General features: G+C 43.4%; 13 protein-coding genes and 1 pseudogene. 5 read left to right on the top strand and 9 right to left on the bottom strand.

Annotated features, from left to right (window positions below; translation table 11 throughout):
• Nucleotides 1-216: 216 nt before the first annotated feature.
• The 4 genes from V7K31_RS00625 to queA form a co-directional block, all read right to left on the bottom strand.
• On the bottom strand, nt 217-993 hold the full coding sequence (locus V7K31_RS00625) for an ABC transporter ATP-binding protein (RefSeq protein WP_335091986.1): 777 nt from the start codon (nt 991-993) through the stop codon (nt 217-219).
• Nucleotides 994-1,182: 189 nt separating this feature from the next.
• Nucleotides 1,183-2,025 carry a methyltransferase domain-containing protein gene (locus V7K31_RS00620; RefSeq protein WP_335091985.1) on the bottom strand — a complete coding sequence of 281 codons (843 nt, stop codon included), beginning with the start codon at nt 2,023-2,025 and terminating at the stop codon, nt 1,183-1,185.
• Between the two features lie 219 nt (nt 2,026-2,244).
• Complete coding sequence (locus V7K31_RS00615; RefSeq protein WP_335091984.1) at nt 2,245-3,276, bottom strand: tetratricopeptide repeat protein; 1,032 nt, start codon at nt 3,274-3,276, stop codon at nt 2,245-2,247.
• 145 nt (nt 3,277-3,421) lie between these two features.
• Nucleotides 3,422-4,600 carry a tRNA preQ1(34) S-adenosylmethionine ribosyltransferase-isomerase QueA gene (gene queA / locus V7K31_RS00610; protein ID WP_442941176.1) on the bottom strand — a complete coding sequence of 393 codons (1,179 nt, stop codon included), beginning with the start codon at nt 4,598-4,600 and terminating at the stop codon, nt 3,422-3,424.
• A gap of 272 nt (nt 4,601-4,872) precedes the next feature.
• On the opposite strand from queA, the gene V7K31_RS00605 reads away from it, so the two are divergent.
• A complete protein-coding gene (locus tag V7K31_RS00605) occupies nt 4,873-5,262 on the top strand; it encodes a hypothetical protein (protein WP_012412259.1) in 390 nt (129 codons plus the stop codon).
• A 70-nt stretch (nt 5,263-5,332) separates the two neighbouring features.
• Here V7K31_RS00605 and V7K31_RS00600 read toward each other — a convergent pair whose 3' ends face one another.
• On the bottom strand, nt 5,333-5,836 hold the full coding sequence (locus V7K31_RS00600) for a YraN family protein (protein WP_335091983.1): 504 nt from the start codon (nt 5,834-5,836) through the stop codon (nt 5,333-5,335).
• A gap of 389 nt (nt 5,837-6,225) precedes the next feature.
• Here V7K31_RS00600 and V7K31_RS00595 point away from each other — a divergent pair, with 389 nt between their 5' ends.
• Nucleotides 6,226-6,735: a pentapeptide repeat-containing protein gene (locus V7K31_RS00595; RefSeq protein WP_335091982.1), complete on the top strand. Its 510-nt coding sequence runs from the start codon at nt 6,226-6,228 to the stop codon at nt 6,733-6,735.
• 242 nt (nt 6,736-6,977) lie between these two features.
• Here the strand turns inward: V7K31_RS00595 and V7K31_RS00590 are convergent.
• The 4 genes and pseudogenes from V7K31_RS00590 to V7K31_RS00575 all read right to left on the bottom strand — a co-directional run.
• Nucleotides 6,978-7,238: pseudogene (locus tag V7K31_RS00590) on the bottom strand (hypothetical protein); the annotation flags it as partial.
• A 103-nt stretch (nt 7,239-7,341) separates the two neighbouring features.
• Nucleotides 7,342-7,659 (bottom strand): helix-turn-helix domain-containing protein, encoded by a 318-nt coding sequence (locus V7K31_RS00585; protein WP_335091981.1) that lies wholly within the window; start codon nt 7,657-7,659, stop codon nt 7,342-7,344.
• Nucleotides 7,631-8,026 carry a type II toxin-antitoxin system RelE/ParE family toxin gene (locus V7K31_RS00580; RefSeq protein WP_335091980.1) on the bottom strand — a complete coding sequence of 132 codons (396 nt, stop codon included), beginning with the start codon at nt 8,024-8,026 and terminating at the stop codon, nt 7,631-7,633. Before V7K31_RS00580 ends, V7K31_RS00585 begins: the two co-directional genes overlap by 29 nt.
• A gap of 298 nt (nt 8,027-8,324) precedes the next feature.
• Nucleotides 8,325-10,100 (bottom strand): N-acetylmuramoyl-L-alanine amidase, encoded by a 1,776-nt coding sequence (locus tag V7K31_RS00575; RefSeq protein WP_335091978.1) that lies wholly within the window; start codon nt 10,098-10,100, stop codon nt 8,325-8,327.
• 84 nt (nt 10,101-10,184) lie between these two features.
• On the opposite strand from V7K31_RS00575, the gene V7K31_RS00570 reads away from it, so the two are divergent.
• From V7K31_RS00570 to V7K31_RS00560, 3 genes are all read left to right on the top strand, one after another.
• The gene (locus V7K31_RS00570) at nt 10,185-11,822 is read left to right on the top strand and encodes a CTP synthase (protein ID WP_335091977.1); all 1,638 of its coding nucleotides are present in this window, start codon (nt 10,185-10,187) and stop codon (nt 11,820-11,822) included.
• 132 nt (nt 11,823-11,954) lie between these two features.
• Nucleotides 11,955-12,377, top strand: a complete 423-nt coding sequence (locus V7K31_RS00565) for a hypothetical protein (protein ID WP_334827584.1) — start codon at nt 11,955-11,957, stop codon at nt 12,375-12,377.
• Nucleotides 12,378-13,479: 1,102 nt separating this feature from the next.
• Nucleotides 13,480-16,482, top strand: coding sequence for a peptidase domain-containing ABC transporter (locus V7K31_RS00560; protein ID WP_335091976.1), 3,003 nt, complete (start codon nt 13,480-13,482; stop codon nt 16,480-16,482).
• The last annotated feature ends 55 nt before the right edge of the window (nt 16,483-16,537 follow it).

Genomic DNA, 16,537 nt, shown 5'->3' with positions numbered 1-16,537 from the left:
TTCATTCCCAACTTTCCTCTGTTTTTGGTGTTTTTCTCAAGGAATCATCCTTCCATGTTATATTTTCTCTCTGGACAATTAATCCACCCTGCCTCTTCGCTTGCTCTTAGGGGGTTGGGGGTGGGGTTCTTGTACCTCACTCAAGTGAGAACCGCTATATTTAATTTGACCCACTTACTTAAAAACTAATGAGCATCTCAAAATTATCAAAACAGATTAAACCGCAGAAATAGCACAAACTTGCAATCCTACAGGTGTATGAATAATCACTGATTCTACGCCAAAGACTTGAGCGATCGCATTTGGTGTCATAACTTCTTCAGGTGTTCCAACTTCCCAAATGCGACCCTGTTTTAATAATGCAATGCGGGAGCTATACCGGGCTGCTAAATTCAGTTCGTGTAAAACTGTGACAATAGTTAATCCCTGCTGCTGATTCAGTTCTTTAAGCAGTTCTAATAGTTGCAATTGATAGTTGATATCTAAAAAAGTTGTCGGTTCATCTAATAGTAAAACTTTTGGTTCTTGCGCTAGTGCTAAAGCTAAAAAAGCCCGTTGTCTTTCACCGCCGGAAAGTTGTTCGACTAAGCGATCGCTCAATTTTTCTAGTTGCGTCTTTTTAATTGCAGCTTCCACTTTCACCCAATCTTGGGCGTTTAATTCCCATTGCCACCAAGGTTGATGTGGCGTGCGTCCTAAACTTACTAATTGTCGCACTGTTAACCCAAGGGGAACTGTTTGTTGTTGCGGTAATAATGCTAGTTTCTGTGCAACTATATTTGGGGCTTGAGAGTGAATTGCTTTGCCATCAAGTAGCACTGTTCCTTGCTGTGGGGACAGAATACGACTCAGCAATTTGAGTAAAGTAGATTTACCTGAACCATTAGCACCAACTAAACTCAACCATTCTCCTGTTTGCAGAGTGAGGTTAATGTCTTGAATAATTGCTACTGAGGTGTAACCGCCTGTGAGGTTTTGCAGTTCGAGTGGCATTTGCTGAAATTCAAAGAACAAAAAGGAGAAACTTAATTTTACCGGATTTGAGTGGATTATTTAATATGCTTAGGAACGCGCGGATTTAATAAAATACAAAACCTCACCCCCAACCCCTCTCTTTAGTAAGGAGAGGGGAGAGTTTGACGAAAGTCAAAGGCGGGGTGAAAGCCTCTCTCTGCTGCTACCTTATTTATTGCCGCACAACAAGCCAAACCGAATTAACCCGCGCTGATAACCGCGACGCATTAATCCCAGTGATAATGCCCCTTGGATGGTAGTCCAACCAGCATTTAGTAAGCCCCAAAACGCTTGGGGAGTGAATGCGGAATCAATCACCACATTCCAAAAGGGGGCGACGGCGGTAGACCAATCGGCGGTGCAGATATTATGTAATGGTAGTTGCTGGGCGATCGCTTCATACTCCGGCAAAGAAATCACATAAGGCAAACAATACACCCGATAAATATCCTGCAAGTGCTTTTGTTCATCCGCCGTTAATGGGGACTCATCAGTTGGTCGATGACACCAAGTAACCATAATTAACTTCCCACCAGGCTTCAATACTCGGTAGCACTCCTGAAGAAACTTCTTTTTATCTGGCATGTGTTCACCGCTTTCCAGCGACCAAACCAAGTCAAAAGAATTATCAGCAAAAGGCATTTCTTGAGCATTGGCTACCTGGAACTTTGTTCTCAGGCTCAAATTCGCCTCCAGGGCGCGTTCCGTTGCTCTTGCGGCTTGCACAGGACTCAATGTAATCCCTGTAGCTTGAGCATTAAACTTTTGTGCGAGGTATAAAGAACTGCCACCAATGCCACAACCCACATCTAGGATATTTTCTGCTGCTTGTACCCCTGCCCAATTAAGCAGTTCTTCAATTAAATCAATTTGAGCCTGACGGCGGTCTTTTTTCTGGGTACCATCCGCGCCATAGTAGCCGTGGTGCATGTGTTCACCCCAAATCTGTTCCCACAGACCAGAGGAAGCATCGTAAAATTGCTGAATTTGCTCGTAAAGTGTTGCACTCATGAAAAAACCAGTGTTAAGACAAACCAAAATTCAAAAAAACATCCAGATATACGGTATCACATGTGTTTTTAATTAAATTTTGAATTGTTAACTCCCCTCTCCTTACTAAGGAGAGGGGTTGGGGGTGAGGTTTTGATTGTTTCACTGTCCAGGACTCGTTAAAGTAGACTCCGGTTCAACTGAGGCAGGGTTTGCGGGCGTTTCCGTATAAGTTTCTGGTTAATTTGGCGTCTGTGGCAGAGGTGGTTGTACTACATTACTTGTAGGTTGTGGAGTCTGGGAAGGAGTAACTGTTTGACTGGCTTGAGGTGGCTGTTGCTCACTTTTCTGGGCAATTTGCTGCATTAGCTGTTCAATTTTCTCAGCTTGTTCAATGTTCCCTTGCTGAAGATACTCCTTATGAGCACGTTTCAAGACTCCACTGGCTTTTTTGATCTCGCCCTGATTATATAAAGTTACTCCCAAGTTATAGTAAGCTGAGGCATTTTTCGGATTTAGGCGAATAGCTTGCTGATAAACAGAAATAGCCTCAGCAGCTTGACCTTGAATTGCTAGCAAATTTGCCATATTGTTGTAGGCTGTGGCGTTTTTAGGATCTAGGTGCAAGACTTGGCGATAAGTGGCGATCGCCGGCTCTATTTGACCTTGTTGTTGTAAGGCGATCGCTAAATTAAAATAAGCATTGGCATTGCTGTTATCTAAACTAACTGCTTTTTGGTATGCAGCGATCGCTTCCTCTAGCTGTCCTTGTTCATACAGCACTAAACCTAAATTATACAGCGCTGCTACCCTTGTCGGATTGATCGCAAGACTCTGGCGATAAGCACTAATCGCTGCATCTTTTTCTCCTTGTCGCTGCAACACTGACCCTAAGTTGTAATAACCTTCACTAAAATTGGGATTAACTTTAACCGCCTCTGCATATTCTTGTAAAGCTAAATCCAGGCGATTTTGCCCCATGAATATATTACCTAGATAATTCCGTGCTGCCCCAAGGTTAGAGTCATACTGCAATGCTTGGCGGAAGGCATATTCCGCACCCTGTAAGTCTTTGCGGTTATAGCGCATGACTCCCTGCTGGAAAAAACTAGCTGCTTCGAGATTCTGAGAAATTGCGGTTTCTGCCAGCAGCTTGCTGACTGGGAAATTAGTAATTGTCGGTACAGCCAAGAGAAAATACGTAGAACAGCCACAGAGTGTCACTTGGCAAAATAAATGTAACCACTGAGAAAATAGAGATTTTTCAGACATGAATGGCAAACCTTTACTTATTTTTAACTCCTCATAAGTCAGAGTACCCATCACGAAAGAAAAAATTCCAACTTTTCAAAATTCCAACAGACGCGATTAATCGCCTCTCCAAACTTTTGTACAGACGCGATTCATCGCGTCTCTCCTAACTCCCCACTCCCACAGCTGACGGCAAAATTAGCATGGCATCACCGAATGAATAAAAGCGATAGCCAAAAGCGATCGCTTCGTTGTATATATTCAATAACCGTTGTCTGCCAATGAGCGCACTTACCAACATCAGCAAACTGGAACGCGGTAGGTGAAAATTGGTAATTAAACCATCCACCACCCGCCATTGGTAGCCGGGATAAATAAACAAGTCTGTTTTACCGCAAAATGGTTGTAAATTCCCAGATTCAGCCGCCCCTTCTAATGCCCGTACTGCCGTTGTTCCCACAGCAATAATTCGACCACCAGCTGCTTTAGTAGCGCGGATTTGCTCTACTGTGGTGGCGGGGACTTCAATCCATTCTTCATGCATCTGATGGGTAGTTACGTCCTCCACTTCCACAGGGCGAAATGTGCCTACACCAACGTGTAGCGTCACAAAAGCTTGATTTATTTGGCGATCGCGCAACTTTTGTAATAATTCTCTTGTAAAATGCAATCCTGCTGTCGGAGCTGCGATCGCTCCTGGCTGTTTGGCATAAACTGTCTGATACTGATCATCAGCAGCAACTGATGCAGTGATGTAAGGTGGTAGCGGTATTTCACCAAATACCTCTAACAGTTGCACCAAAGATTTTCCCTCTGGCACATCAAATTGCAACAAACGCCCCCCGGTTGCTGCGTCTGTTTCTAGAACCGTAGCTGTGAGTTGAGGACTCTTTATTGGGTACGAATCTTCCCAATCCCCAATCCCTAATCCCTGATTCATAATCCCCAATTGCCTTGGTTCAAAAATAATCTTCGTTCCCTGTTTGAAGCTTTTTCCGGGCTTAACTAAAGCTAACCAACAGTTATGCTGCCGTTCTTCCAACAGCAACACCTGGATTTTAGCACCAGTAGATTTATGACCATAAAGCCGCGCTGGAATAACTTTTGTATTGTTCATCACCAACAAATCACCAGAGCGCAGCAGTGCAGGCAAATCATGGAAAATGTGGTGTAGGGACGCTGTTTCGATGCCTGTGGTAGGAGAATTAACCACAAGTAACCGCGAACTATCTCTAGGAACTGCTGGGTTTTGGGCAATCAGTTCTGGAGATAGTTTGTAGTCATAGCCAGCTACCGAGCAATCTAATTCAAAATCTTTTTGTTGTGGGCTAGAGGTGTCTTTCAAATTGGCTTCTACTAGTTTTTGTTTTATTTAGTATTTATACTCTCTTAAAAAAGCTGGTTTGAGCTTTCCCTTATAAAGGAACTTTAAGGCATCTTTGCTCAGTTTTCTCGCTAGGCTATAAGATTGATACTATTGAGTAACACGGAAAAATTAACATAAAAATTGGGTAAACCTCCCCATCTAAAAACGGGGGATTTTACCCTACCGCGAACAGGCATTGATTGACGAAGATAGATATGTAGGATTGGCTTTGATCCCAAGCACCAACAAACATGGAATACTTGTACTATCTGGCAAATGCCAGTCTAACCCTGAGGGTCGTTCAACATCTCCACGCTAGACCCCAGACACCAGTTTCGTTCGTCACCGTAATTCATCAAATTGATGGCTGGGTGGTTAGGATCAAACTCAAAGGTCAAGTCTCGCCCCAAGAAGATGGTGACTTTCGCGCATTTCTAAATGAATTAGGAATTAGCTACGAACCGCCAATGAGGGTGCAAATGGCACTTTGGAGTTTGGAAGCAGGACAGTGCCCTGTAGATGTGATGCGTCGTTATCAAGTAGCGATCGTCTCTCATGGTAGCCCAGAGAGAGACGAAATCGAAGCTTTCCGGCAACAGTTTGTCCGGGGCTTAGGCTACTGTCCAGAAACTTTGGCGTGACACTATTTGGTTGTAATGTCACTACAAAATTATTGGTCATTGGTAATCAAGATATTTTATCCATTACCAATTAACCATTATCAATTGAAGAGTCGAAAGCTGCAAGAATGTATTCTTGCAGCTTAAACTTATATCCGGCTACTAATGAAGTCGCTACAGCTTCCTCGCTTGCTGTAACCCCAGTCAGATTTTTTGATATCCTTTGACAGTAGACAATAGCAACATCAAATCTACAAGAATAATCTGCCTTCTCAGGATATTGGGCTAAGAACATTCCAGCTGTTCTTGAGATTTTTACTTGTTTTTGTGGGGTGATTGCGCTTCTTCCCCCTGCATCCCAACTCCCTGAACTGCGGGTTTTGACTTCAACAAATGCCAGTAATGAGTGCTGAGTGCTGAGTGCTGAGTGTTGACTCTGCTGCTTTGGTTCCCCAGATTTTCCATCATATTGGGCAATAATATCAATTTCTCCCCAACGGCTAGAAAAGCGACGATGGAGAATTATCCAACCTGTAGATTGCAACCATTGGGCAACTAGGTCTTCTCCTAATTGACCAATATCTGGATACTGCATATAAACTTTAGGATTCTGGATTATTTAATGACTCAATTAGCTTGACTTTATCCAAAATATAGATTCCCTCGTTCCCAGTCTCCGACTGGGAACGCCGTTCTAGAGGCTCCGCCTCCCTTGCTGGCGGCAGAGCCGCAATTGAGCTGCATTTCCAGCCTTCTTGCTGGAAACGAGATTTGAAAAGACTTTTAGCTTAAGTTGACACCAATGAGCAATGCTGTGCCCTTACGACAGATGTGGTTCAAATACTTGAATTCTGCTGTAAAAAGGGGATCTTTACCCTATTTGTGATAATCTACACGCAAACGGCAAGCTAATAAGTCAACACCTCGTTAGACAACTATCGGGATAATGAGATGGAGGAGGGTTCGCCATTGGCTAAAAATAGCATGAATTCTAAGTTAAGCGCCCGAATTTGGGCAAGCGTACTCAGCTTATTTCTGTGGGGAATAGTTGGCATCACGGCAACGGTCGGTTTTGCTCCCACAGCTTTGGCACTAGAATATAATAAAGAAATTTTGGTTGAGGCTGATTTCTCAGGACGTGATTTAACAGACTCCAGCTTTACCAAAGCTAATCTTCGCCAGAGCAACTTCAGTCATGCTAATTTGAACGGTGTCAGTTTTTTTGCAGCAAATTTGGAGTCTGCGAATTTAGAGGGTTCTGATTTAAGAAATGCCACTTTAGACTCGGCTCGTTTAGTGAGAGCAAATTTGACAAATGCACTATTGGAAGGTGCCTTTGCCGCTAACGCCAGATTTGACGGTGCAATCATTGACGGGGCGGATTTTACCGATACGCTGCTGCGTTCCGATGAGCAAAAAAAATTGTGCAAACTTGCCAAAGGGACTAATCCCATTACAGGACGAGATACGCGTGACACGCTGTTTTGTCCTTAATATTTCCTAGCTGGGCATTGGGGCATCTTAAGCGATCGCACCTTTCAAGAACTTGAGGGCTGTTTTTGCTATCTTCTGCATTGCTGCATCTTTTGGATTTTTTCATGCCTGGGCGATCGCATCTGATGCCAAAACGGGAAGCATAAGAAAATAAGCTAATACCATGTTTTGGTATGAAGCAAAAAAACGTAATACAGAAAAATTGTTATGCTGCGTCGCTACTGCACACTTATAGTCGAAGGTTATAGAATTTCATCCACCAGAGCCGTACCACCAACTGCATAAACGGCATCAAAACCAATTCTTTCTCCCCAAAGTGCAGCATCGGTTTGGTTGGATCGTAATCGAAGACTCGTTTCGACTAAATCATCACCGATTTCGTAATCTCCTGTTTCAACATTAATCGAGATAATTTTGCCAATGTTCTCTTCTGTCTCAACTTTGGCACGGATACTTCTTTGGTAGAGTTCCTTTCCACGTCGGGCGACTTCTTGGCTACTGAGCGTAGCGGGCTATGCCTACGCAAATTTAGCAGAGCGATTAATGTTTCAAAACTTTCTTGGTCATAACTAATTTTCATAGCGTCACTTTCCTCAAAAATAACCCTTAATCAATCAGGGTATTCAATCCCCGTTTCTTAACTAGGTGCAACAGCTTAAGAGCAGTGCCACTGGGATGCTTCTGACCGATTTCCCACTTTTGAACCGTTGATAGACTTGTATTTAAAATCGCAGCAAATACTGCCTGACTGACATGAGATGATTCGCGTATTTGCTTAATTTGCTCAGGTTCTAGCGGTTCAATCTCAGACAAGCACAGACAGTCGAATTCACGTAATATAGTCTGATCTATCAGTCCAGCCTTGTGCAGCCCCGTAGCCGTTTCGTGAACGGCTTCAAGAATCGCTGATTTCTTCTTCGGCATTGCAAATTACCTCCATCAATTCATCTTCCAGCTTGGCTTTTTCGAGATCCTCTAGCGTGTAAGAGAACAGCACTGAGGCCAGCTTTTTTAATGCTTTTTCTTCTTTTTTGTTAATGTTACTGCGCTCGTTTTTCGGGAAGCCGAAAACAAAAAACCAGCAATCTCCCTTGTTGGTTGCGACCAATGTACGAAAGCCACCGCGCTTACCTTGTCCAGAGCGGGCAATCCGCTTTTTGAACAGTCCGCTTCCTAAATCGGCTTCGTAAAGTCCTGCCGTCATTTCGTTTACAGCAGCGCAGAGGCTAAGGTCGTTTAAACCCTCTTTGCATGCCCAACGGTCAAACCATCGGGTTTTGTAGATTATCATGCTATGGTCATTACCTTCGCTTATTATATAGCACTAAGTGCTATGCTTGGCAATAGACTATAAAAGTCAAAAAGCTTGAACAAAAACTGATCGCAATATTAAGCAGTAATTAGCTAAAAAAGAGCGATGGGCTACGCCCCGCCGGAGGCGATCGCACTCCACCAAATACAATTAGGAACTAGTGTTGTAAGCTGTCGCGCATTTAATTTGCACAACTAGGGCGGGCAAGATGCCCACCCCACAAGAGATTCATTTTTTTGAGGATGCAAATTAAAAGATTTTTAGCTTACCTCAAAATTTATCTCACACTCCTAAACCACTCAGTAATCCCCTGAGCGATCGCATTTGCAATTTTCTTCTGTTCTTCTGGGTTTACCACCTGCTCAAATTCATCGGGATTGCTCATAAAACCCAATTCCAGCAACACCGATGGTGCAGCAGTTGGACGTGTCAGCGCCAGGTTATCCCAAAATACACCATAAGAAGGTCTAGCGAGTTTTTTAACTACATATTTCTGTAAAAATATTGCGAGGTTATGAGCTTGGGGTTGATACCAAAAAGCGGCGAATCCCTTGATTTTTTCGGCATCGCCATCATCGGGTAGGGAGTTGTGATGTATGGAAATAGCGATCGCTGGTTCTTCTCGACTGATAATAGCCTGACGTTCTACTAAAGAAAGTTCGCGATCGTCCTCCCGCGTCATCACCACCGTTGCTCCTCGCTTCACCAACTCGTCGCGCAGCAACTTAGATACCACCAAATTCACATCTTTTTCTAAATATCCAGTTGGGCCACTGGCACCAGATTCTTTACCACCATGCCCTGGATCTAGTACAATCTTGAAATTAGCTAAAGGCTTGCGTCTTGTGTTCCCGATTTTAGGCGGATGACGCAAAGCTAAAACCAGGGTTGTACCGTCGTATCTCAGCTTATATCCCCACTGTTGAGCTTTTTTGAGGTTAAGGGTGTATTTTACTTGTCCTGGGGCTTCCTGTTGCCAATCTAGGCGAGAAATTAGGGGGTCATCATCCAGGCGAATAATGTCGGTTTGAGCAGTGGTATTGTAGAGAGTGAGAGCGATCGCTTGCTCACTTTGTTGCACACTCACGGGTACGGGAACTTGTAAGGGGAAAACTATCTCTGTCGCATCAGGGAGTTGACGGTATCCGACACTGCGAATTATTGTCTGTGGCGGAATTGCACCAGGTAAAATGCGCGTTTCTTTACTATTAATCCAGGCGCCATACTCTAGGCGCAACCATTCACCTTCCCTACCTGTAACTGTTGCGCGTGTGCCTTTGGGCAGTGGTGTAAGTCGAGAATAATCGGTGTTCGGGCCAGTGCGAGCAACGCCTGCGTCTGCCGTTACTTCAGCAACTGGCAACTCTGCTTTTGAGAGGATTTGAATTTTACCAGATCCTGGCTGAGTTATTGTCTTGCCATTGAGCGTCAGTTGAAACTGAGGTTTCCCCAGATCGGCGGCGGCTGCCACTGTGGTGCAACCTTGATAATTGCCTAGGCTAGACTGGGTATAAGGCTGATTTTGTCCTGTCAGAATTGCCAAATTACTTGGTAGTTGTGCCTGTTGAGGTTGGGGCGAAAGGGCAATAGTTTGATTAGCCAACTTGACAGAGACATTGGCGTTAGGGGGTGTGACCCCTTGGGGAAGTTTCGCTAACGCGCTAAAACAGATCAGTTCTCCCGGTAGTCTGGCAATGTCAGATGCGGGAGTCAGGGAATCTTTCGCAAAGCCTAAACCTTGTGGTAGCTCAAGTCCAGTGGTAAGCCTTGTCACTTTAATCTGGAGTTCTTGATTGTCGTGACGCACAGTAAAAAGATTCTCCCCCAACTGCAAGGGGAAACTAGGGGAAAAATGACCTGCTTTGCTGCGGGTAACTGGCTTACCATTGATCAAAACCTGACCATCTGGTGGTGCAGTGCCTAGAAAGAAGATTTTTTCGGCACTCGTCTGATAGTTTGTCTGGGGAAAAATGACTATAAGAGATGGCTCTGCCAATGCTACGGAGGATGTGAGAATACAGCCTAATATTACTAATCCTAAAAGGTTATTCACAGCAAATCACAGAAGATTACACCACAATAACTGTGGCACAATGACGGGATGTATTTTTAGAAGTTGTTAGAAATTCAAAGTCCTATGACTAAGTTTATCTTTGTAACTGGAGGCGTAGTTTCCAGTATTGGTAAAGGCATTGTAGCAGCAAGTCTAGGGCGTTTGCTCAAGTCGCGCGAATATTCGGTGTCGATTCTTAAACTCGACCCTTATATCAATATCGATCCTGGCACGATGAGTCCCTTTCAGCATGGGGAAGTATTCGTTACCCAGGATGGTGCGGAGACAGATTTGGACTTGGGGCATTACGAACGCTTCACTGATACCTCAATGTCGCGCTTGAACTGTGTTACTACTGGCTCGATTTACCAGGCAGTCATCAATAAAGAGCGACGCGGAGACTACAATGGCGGTACTGTACAAGTTATTCCACATATTACCAATGAAATAAAAGAGCGAATTCTGCGAGTTGCTAAAAGTACAAACCCCTCTGTAGTGATTACAGAAATCGGCGGTACGGTGGGAGATATTGAATCACTGCCGTTTTTGGAAGCAATTCGCCAGTTCCGCAAAGAAGTGGGACGGCAGAATGTGTTGTATATGCACGTAACGCTGGTACCGTGGATTGCCTCTGCGGGTGAAATGAAAACTAAGCCAACACAGCATTCAGTTAAGGAACTGAGATCAATTGGCATTCAACCAGATATTTTAGTTTGTCGGAGCGATCGCCCCTTACCCAAGGGATTAAAGCAGAAATTGTCGGGATTTTGCGATGTCCCCGAAGAATGTGTGATCACTTCCCAAGATGCCAAAAGTATCTATGAAGTACCGCTAAATCTGGAATGGGAGGGAATGGCAGAACAAGTGCTAGACTTGCTGCAAATGGAGCAACGTAAACCAGATTTGACTCAGTGGCAAACCCTAGTAAAACGGTTACATAGTCCCAAGCACGAGGTAGAAATTGCCATTGTCGGTAAATATGTGCAGTTAAGTGATGCTTACTTATCTGTAGTGGAAGCACTCAACCATGCTGCAATCTCCACTTATGGCAAACTGCGTCTGCGTTGGGTGAACTCAGAAGATTTGGAAACTGAAGCAGCCGAAACTCATCTTGAAGGTGTCGATGGCATAGTTGTACCAGGAGGTTTTGGTGTTCGGGGGGTGGATGGGAAAATTGCTGCGATTAAATACGCGCGCGATCGCCAAATTCCCTTTTTGGGCTTATGCCTGGGAATGCAATGTTCTGTGATTGAATGGGCTAGGCACGTAGGGGGATTGACAGATGCTAATAGTGCTGAATTTGACCCCTATACAACCGATCCGGTAATTAATTTATTGCCAGGACAGCAGGAAGTAGTTGATTTAGGGGGTACAATGCGCTTGGGGCTATATCCTTGTCGTGTTCTTCCTGATACTCTAGCTTTCAAGCTTTATCAAGAAGATGTAATTTATGAACGACATCGACATCGATATGAGTTCAACAATGATTACCGCGATCTGTTATTGAAGTCTGGCTATGTGATCAGTGGCACTTCTCCCGATGGACGCTTAGTTGAAATTGTGGAATTACCCAAGCACCCATTCTTTCTTGCTTGCCAATTCCATCCAGAATTTCAATCGCGCCCCAGTACCCCTCATCCCTTATTTAAAGGCTTCATTCAAGCAGCGATCGCTCTTTCTATCTCAACATCTGGTAAACCAACACCATTGGAGGTGTCGTAACAATTCAAAATTCACGCATTCAAAATTAATTTTTAGACTTTGAATTCGTGCATAGCAACATTAACTTAAGGCTTCAGCAGATTTGGACATTCAGGGTGCATCATTTATAAATTTCGGACTTGAGGAGATGTTGTGGCGTACTGGGTGAGAATCCTTTACGAGAGGAAAGAATATGTAGTGGATTTTGAGTGTGTCCATGCTTTTTGTTATGAACTGAATGGCAGGGTTACTTTTTGGTTGCCCGATAGTGCCATTCCCATAGTGATTAACCCACAAAGTAACCTGGAAGACTATCAAAAAATTCTCAATTATTTAGAATCTGTGACGGGGTTGAAATTAGATCATGCCCACTGGGTGAAAATTATTTACGAAAAAAAGGAATATGTAATTAATCTCAACTGCATCAGTTGCTTTTGTCATGAACCGAACGGCAGGATAACTTTTTGGTTGCCAGATGGCACTATCTCGATCATCATCAACCCTGTGAGTAATCCTGAATCATATCAAAAAGTCATTCAATACGTTAAGAAAGCAACTGGATATTCTTTGTCTTAGGAATTAGGACAATATCATTTTACGTGTGAATCTAAGTGTTAATGCTGCATAGTATTAAGTAATAGTAATTTTTGTATAAAATTTATCAACCTCATCCCTGTTGCGAGATCAGGTTGCTTTATCCCGGCTTTCTCACCACATTTCTCAAAGCCTGATAAAACCTAGATTTCTGCGTTTCACGCTATATGAAAATTCTTCCCAGGCAAAAATGCCCGAAATATAGTCTGGGCAAAGGTTATGATTAATGCAATGCCGGCGGTGGTAACTGAGCTTGCCTTTCTCTACGAGAAGGGTCGAAGTGCTGATGTCGCCAACGCAATACTTGTGAGAAATACGGGTTTAATACTTATTGCATATAAACATGGACTCTATATTAATTAAATTAGTAGATTTACTGAAGGCAATTATTGTCTTTTCTTCATAAATTGAGTAGTTGATTACTGTCAGGTTATCAAAAAATCTTTACCTTTACTTTTCCAGTTAATTTTTATTGAATTAATCTGGCCGAAAAGTCATGGCTGCTGTTTGACAACTGAAGTTTGTTATTTTTCGCTAATCAATAGTGATGGGATCAATCCCTACATTTAAGAATTTGTCAAAAAGAATTCAGAAATTTAAAGTTTTTTTAATTACACAATTCTTAATGAGGGGATTTACTTAGGAAAGCATTTGTGATATTTTCATGTAGATTATCATAAATTCAAATATCCGACGCTAAGTTTAACAACTGCGTTTATCTGTCTTGGTTTGACGATAAGTATCCATCTTGCATACTTGCAATGCTAAATATTAATTTTCAACTTGTATAAATTAACGCGATGATGGCGTAAATTATCTAGCGTTAACCAAGTGATAACTTGTCCTCGATCTATTTACACTATCTTTGTTTTGAATAATGCATAACATTAGGAACCCTGTGATATGGATGCAGAACTGCAATTAGACAAAGCTACCCTCTGTGCTTTTAGATATTCATGCACACTGAATAGCAGAGAAGTCTTGCGGCTGCTGGCATAAAATTAAACACTGCTACTGTTAGTAAAAGAGATACTCCCTAATATTTTCGACTTTATTCCTCACTTTTCCCTTCGACTTGTTTTATATGACTTACATTAAGAACACGTTTGCCGAATTTCTCACCACCGTAGAAGGGTTTGATCAGTTACCAGATGGAGCGATCGCCAATCTATCAGAACAGCTGCAAGCTTGGCGCTATCGCATCGGTCAGAAAATCATTGGTAAAGAAAGTCTGCCGCAACAGATCACGATCATTTATGAGGGACAAGTGCGCCTGTTGGGATATGACCCCCAGACGCAACTACCAATCACCCTAAAATTACTGCAACCGGGCGAAATTATCGGCGAAATTGGTTTGCTGCGCGATGTCGCCTGTGAGACAGCGATCGCCTCAACCGAAGTAGTATGTTTAACCTTGAGTGCATCGGCATATTTTAGCTTTCTGACTTTATACCCAGCTTTTGCCGATGCTCGCAAGAACCGCAGTTATTTGGTGGAAGTTTTCGATATTCTGAGTTCCTATTGGCAAAAGCAAGCAATAGCTACTTTAAATCTCAGAGAACTGGCAGAAAATGCCTTACCACAGGCGAAAATACATTACCTCCCTCCAGGAAAAACTCCATTCAACCAACTAGATCGCGAAAGGGTCTGGTTTATCAGTGGCGGCGGGACAGTCACGAATTTATCACCTAGCGATCGCCTAGAATCGCACGATGACAGAGACAATATCCAAGTCATCGGTCAAAACCCCGCACGGTTGCTTGGTATACATCCGTCAGATTTGATCTTGGAAGTCCCTCCTCAGACAGAACTTGTGGTAAGTGACACCAAATCAAATAGCGCAGAAGAAATAGATATTCCCTACGCATCGGACGAAATCGTTCCACAGACAGCCTCTGGGACCTCAAAGAGTTCGCTAAAATACAAATACCCCTTTTTTAGTGGTAACGGAGAACTAAATACAGCCTTCGCCTGCTTCCAAATGATCGCGAAGCACCTAGAAATGCCCTTTCGTCGAGAGGTGGTTCGCCGCATCTTAACTGAGCAAGTCAAACGTCAGGGTACTATATCGTTTCAAGTTACTGCCTACCTAGCAGAGTTAATCGGACTTAAGGCGCAGTTGATAGAGCTACCAGTCGCCTCTGTGACGCGCATTCCTACACCAGCATTGATTCGCTATGGTGATAGTTTTGCCGTTTTATTTGAATCGGATGCGAATACTATGGTTGTGGGTGTTCCATCCGAAGGAATTGTGCGCTGCAAACCCGCCGAATTGATTGAACAATTAGATGTTGATCCAATCAACTTTCCGCCCCAAGTTAGAGTCTTACTGCTCACTCCTACCAAAGAAACACCCCAAGAGCGCTTTGGTTTACGATGGTTTCTGCCCTATTTGTCACGCTACCGTCGAGTCCTGATAGAGGTCTTTATCGCTTCCTTTTTCGTGCAGTTGGCGGCGTTGGCAAATCCTCTGGTCGTCCAGGTAATTATTGACAAAGTTATCACTCAAAATAGTATTGGTACTCTACATATTTTGGGGGTTTTGCTATTAGTAGTTGCAATATTTGAAGCGGTGTTGACTACCTTACGAACCTACTTATTTGTTGATACCACTAACCGGATCGATATGAGTTTAGGGTCGGAAATCATCGATCACTTACTACGTTTACCTCTGCGCTATTTTGAACGCCGACCAGTGGGGGAACTTTCCACTCGCATCAACGAACTAGAAAATATCCGCCAATTCCTCACGGGTACTGCTTTAACAGTGGGGTTAGATGCTCTATTCTCACTGGTTTATATCGGTGTGATGCTGATTTACAGTTGGCAACTCACCTTAGTAGGCTTAAGCACAATTCCGGTGTTTATCATTGTCATCCTAATTGCTTCTCCTACCATTAGCAGACAATTACGTGGCAAAGCCGAACGCAACGCTGAAACTCAATCTTATTTAGTGGAGGTGATGTCAGGAATTCAAACAGTAAAAGCGCAAAATATTGAATTACGAACCCGCTTTTCCTGGCAAGAACGTTACGCTCGATTTGTCGCCGCCGGTTTTAAAACAGTTGTGACTTCTACCCTCGCCAACTCTACCAGCAGCTTCCTCAACAAACTCAGCAGCTTACTAGTCTTATGGGTAGGAGCTTATTTAGTACTTAAAGGAGAATTAACTTTAGGCGAATTAATTGCCTTTAGGATTATATCGGGTTACGTCACCAGTCCAATATTGCGCTTGGCTCAACTCTGGCAAAGCTTCCAAGAAACTGCCTTGTCCATAGAACGTTTAGGCGATATTGTCGATACACCACAAGAAGGAGAAACAGACCGTTACAATATACCCTTACCGACGATCAAGGGAGCTGTCAAATACGAAAATGTTTCCTTCCGGTTTGGCACAAGTGGCCCTCTGCAACTTTCTAATGTCACCCTCGAATTTGCTCCAGGTCAATTTATCGGCATTGTCGGACAAAGTGGATCTGGTAAAAGTACGATGATGAAGTTACTACTGAGACTTTACGAAACCGAGTCCGGCAGAATTTTGATTGATGATTATGATATTGCCAAAGTGGAACTTTATTCACTGCGACGGCAGATAGGCGTAGTTCCCCAAGAGACATTATTGTTTGACGGCAGCGTTCAGGAAAATATTGCTCTGACGAATCCCGATGCCACAACCGAAGAAATTATCGAAGCGGCTCAGGTGGCTTGCGCCCACGAGTTTGTCATGAACTTGCCCAACGGTTACAACACGCGGGTGGGAGAACGGGGTTCTGCACTTTCAGGTGGACAACGACAGAGAATTGCGATCGCTCGCTCTGTTTTACAACGACCAAAATTATTAGTTTTAGATGAAGCAACTAGCGCCTTAGATTATCCCACAGAACGGCAAATATGTCTGAATTTAGCTAAAGCATTCAAGGGTGATACAGTATTTTTTATTACCCACCGGCTGAACACCGTCAGTAATGCAGATAAGATCGTCGTGATGGATAATAGCAGGGTTATAGAACAAGGCAGCCATCAACAACTAATGGCTATTAAAGGTCATTATTCTTATCTGTATCAGCAACAAGATGTTAACTTGTAATTAGTCATTGCTGGTGGGAGCATGGCATGAGAAAATTTTCTGTTTGACTAACATT

This window comes from Nostoc sp. (assembly GCF_036917675.1).
Lineage (GTDB): Bacteria > Cyanobacteriota > Cyanobacteriia > Cyanobacteriales > Nostocaceae > Nostoc.
The sequence above is the reverse complement of the archived record's forward strand: the minus strand, read 5'-3'. Positions and strand labels throughout refer to the sequence as shown.